The organism is Isoptericola sp. NPDC060257 (assembly GCF_042726645.1).
Lineage (GTDB): Bacteria > Actinomycetota > Actinomycetes > Actinomycetales > Cellulomonadaceae > Isoptericola > Isoptericola nanjingensis.
Genome location: NZ_JBHXAW010000382.1, coordinates 1 through 3,170 on the forward strand (window position 1 = coordinate 1; position 3,170 = coordinate 3,170).

Here is a 3,170-nt window from a genome sequence, read left to right on the forward strand (position 1 = left end):
ACACCCCGGCGGTCGCCCGCGCGTCGTACATCGACCCGCGCCTGGTCGACCTGTGGGAGCACGGCGAGACGATCGGCCCGACCCGCACACGCTCCGCCGCCGAGCGCGCGGTGCTGGACCTGCTCGGCTGACCGCGAGGTGGAACCGGTCCTGCGGAGGTAGTACGGATCGCGCCGGGTACCGCACCAGCTCGCGGTCAGCTGCAGGCCAGCGGGCCGTCGGCCGGCGGGGTCCCGTTGGCCACGAAGCCCACCGTGGCCTGGGCCCCGGCGGAGAGGTCGGCGTTCCACGCCGCCCCCGTGATCGTCCCGCCGGACAGCGTGCCGCCCCACAGGTTCGTCGTGGACAGCCCCGCCGGAGCGGTCACCGCCCACCCCGGGGCACCGTCGTCACCCGCCGTGACGACGATCTGGCCCTGGTACCCGCCCGACCACGAGTTCGTCGTCGAGTACGCCGCCGTGCACGCCCCGTCGGTCGGGTCCGGGCCGCCGTCGTCCGAGCCCGTCGTCACGCTCGCCGGCTCCGACGCCGCCGACACGTTCCCCGCCGCGTCCCGCGCGGTCACCGTGTACGCGTACGCCGTCTCCGGCTCGAGCCCCCCGTCGGCGAACGACGTCGCCGCGGCGCCCACGGACCCCACGCCCTCGCCGTCCCGGCTGACCTGGTACCCGGTCACCCGGGTGTCGTCGGTCGACGGCGACCACGTGACCTGCACGTTCGTGCCGTCCGCCGTGGCGGTGACGTCCTGCGGCACGCTCGGCGCGGTGGTGTCGTCCGACGGGACGTCCTCGCCGAACAGCCGGTCGTAGTCCGCGAGCGCGGTCGCGACCGCCGTCTGCGCCCAGAACCGGTGGTAGGTGAACTCGGGCGCCGGGCCGCCGTCGAGGTGGTCCTGCACCTTCTGCCACTGCGGGTCGTCGGTGTAGAACGACCGCAGGTCGAGGAACGACGAGCCGGCCCGGATCTCGTCGCCGTTCGGCATCGTGCCGGTCCAGCCGTCGGGCACGTACACGCCGTCGCCGTCGGGCGAGGTCAGCACGTCGTCGAACCGGGAGTAGTCGGCGCGCGTCTCCGTCGTGGCGACGCCGAGCGGGTCGCTGTCCTGGGTCCAGATCGCGTCGAGCAGGTCGTGCGCGACCTGCTGGGCCTGCGTGTGCTGCTCGCCCTCGCCGCCGGCGGCGTAGTACATGAGCGACCGGGCGAGCGCTCCGGCGACGCCGACGTCCTGCCCGTACCCGGTGACCTCGACGCTGAGCCCGGCGTTGTCGCCGGGGTTCGCGGCGTCCCAGTCGTCGGGCTGGCCCGACCAGGCGAGGTTCGACGGGATCTCCCACGAGTCGTCGGTGACGGTGATGTGGTCGATCACCCACGGCACCCACTTGTCGAGGACGGCCTCGGCGCGCGCGTCGCCCGTCTCCTCGTAGAGCTGCGCGATGCGTTCCACGCCCCAGCCCTGCATACCCATCCACTGGTTGGAGGGCGGGTCGTGGTAGACCGGCGCCTCCTGGTAGGCCATGCCGTAGAAGGTCGCGACGTCGTCGGGCCGGTCGGCGTAGTGGCCCTCCCAGCTGTTGGTCGCGCCGCCGGCGATGCCGCCCTCGGGCGCCTGGAGCCACTGGAACAGCTCGAGCTGGCGGTCGAGGCTGGCCGACCAGTCGTCGGCCGCGGTCGGCGACGCCGGCTCGAGGTCCGGGTCGTTCGACAGCGCCCACGCCGCCATCGGGTTCTGGTACCCGAAGTGCGCGTGGCTGGAGCCGATGCGCCACGCCCACGGCGAGGCCGTGTCGAGCGCGCCGCCCCAGGCGTAGTACCAGGACAGCAGGTAGTGCGCGCTGTCGCGGCCGGTGCCCGCGGGGCACGACGTGGACTCGCAGCCCGGCGTCTTGAAGTACTTGTCGAACAGGGCGTAGCGCAGGTAGTCGCCCATCCTGGACGCCTTGCCCACCGTGTCGGCCACGGCCTCCGGCTGCCCCTGCTCGGCGGCGAACTTGTTGGCCCAGTAGGCGGCCTCGACGGCGCGGGCGTCGGCGTCGGGCGCGTTGGTGTACTTCCACTGCCTCGCGTAGGACGCGTCGCCGGTGAACAGGTCGAGGTAGCCGTTCTCGCCGCCGTAGGAGAAGTCGTCGATCGACGGCTGCGGCACCGTCTCCCACACCGACTCCTGCGGCCCGCGCTGGAACGTGTTGATGTACGACGTGCCCTCGTGGTCAGGGCCCAGCAGCTCGGACGAGCCGGGCGCGGCGCCGAAGCCGTACACGTTGTCGACGTCGGCGAGCCAGTGCATCCCGTACACCTCGGCAGTGCCGTAGGTGGACTCGAGCTCCGCGCCGATGGGGTCGCGCCCTACCGCCACGCCCGTGTCGAGCCGGGACGGGTACTGGCTCGGGTGGTCGGCCTCCGGGGCGTAGGTGGCCGGCTTGGCCGGGTCGTACGCCCCGTTGGTCGGCTGGTTCTCCGTGGTCGGGATCATGTACTGCTCGAGCGTGTCCCAGGCGTGGTTGAACGGCTCCCAGTCGCCCGTGACCTGCCCGTAGGACGTCTCGAGCCACAGCCAGAACGAGTACGCCTCGCTCGTGGTCTCGTGGCCGTAGTCCGGGGCCTCGACCATGAGCGTCTCGACCGCGTGGTACGGGATGCCCTGCGGCGAGAAGTAGCCGTTGGCCGGGTCGTGGATCTTGTCGTAGAGCTCCAGGAACCGCTGCGTGTACTCGCCGTCGACGAGCAGGGTGCGCTCGGCGGTGACGCTCGCCGCGGGGGCGGCCGCGGACGGACCGGCCGCGGCGAGCGCGGCCAGCGCCGCGAGCGCGGCCCCCGCCGCGACGACGCGCCCCGGCCGGCCGCCGGGGCCTGATCGGGCGGGCCGTGACCGGGTGGTACGTGACCGTGCGGGTGTGCGTGACGTCGTGCGTGGCATCGTGCTGCACCTCTCATCGTCGGGAGGCTCGCCCCGCCCCGTGGTCCGCCGGTGGCGGCGGGGGCGTCGAGCACCCCGAGGCTCGCCGCGCCCGCCCGGCCCCGGCAACGCACGGAAACGTTTCAGGCGGCGCTCAGGCGCGCCGGGCGGTCGGCGCCGCGCGACGGCGCGCCAGCCGGTCGCCCGCCTGCCGCAGCACCTCGATGGCGTCACCGCCGGGCGCGGGTCGGGGCCCGAGCACGACGCCGGCGCGGGC

1 protein-coding gene is annotated in these 3,170 nt (G+C 73.9%); it reads right to left on the reverse strand.

The annotated features are described in order from the left end of the window. Window positions 1–196: 196 nt before the first annotated feature. Window positions 197–2,914, reverse strand: a complete 2,718-nt coding sequence (locus ACFWEK_RS20300; protein ID WP_430555210.1) for a glycoside hydrolase family 48 protein — start codon at window positions 2,912–2,914, stop codon at window positions 197–199. Window positions 2,915–3,170: the final 256 nt, after the last annotated feature.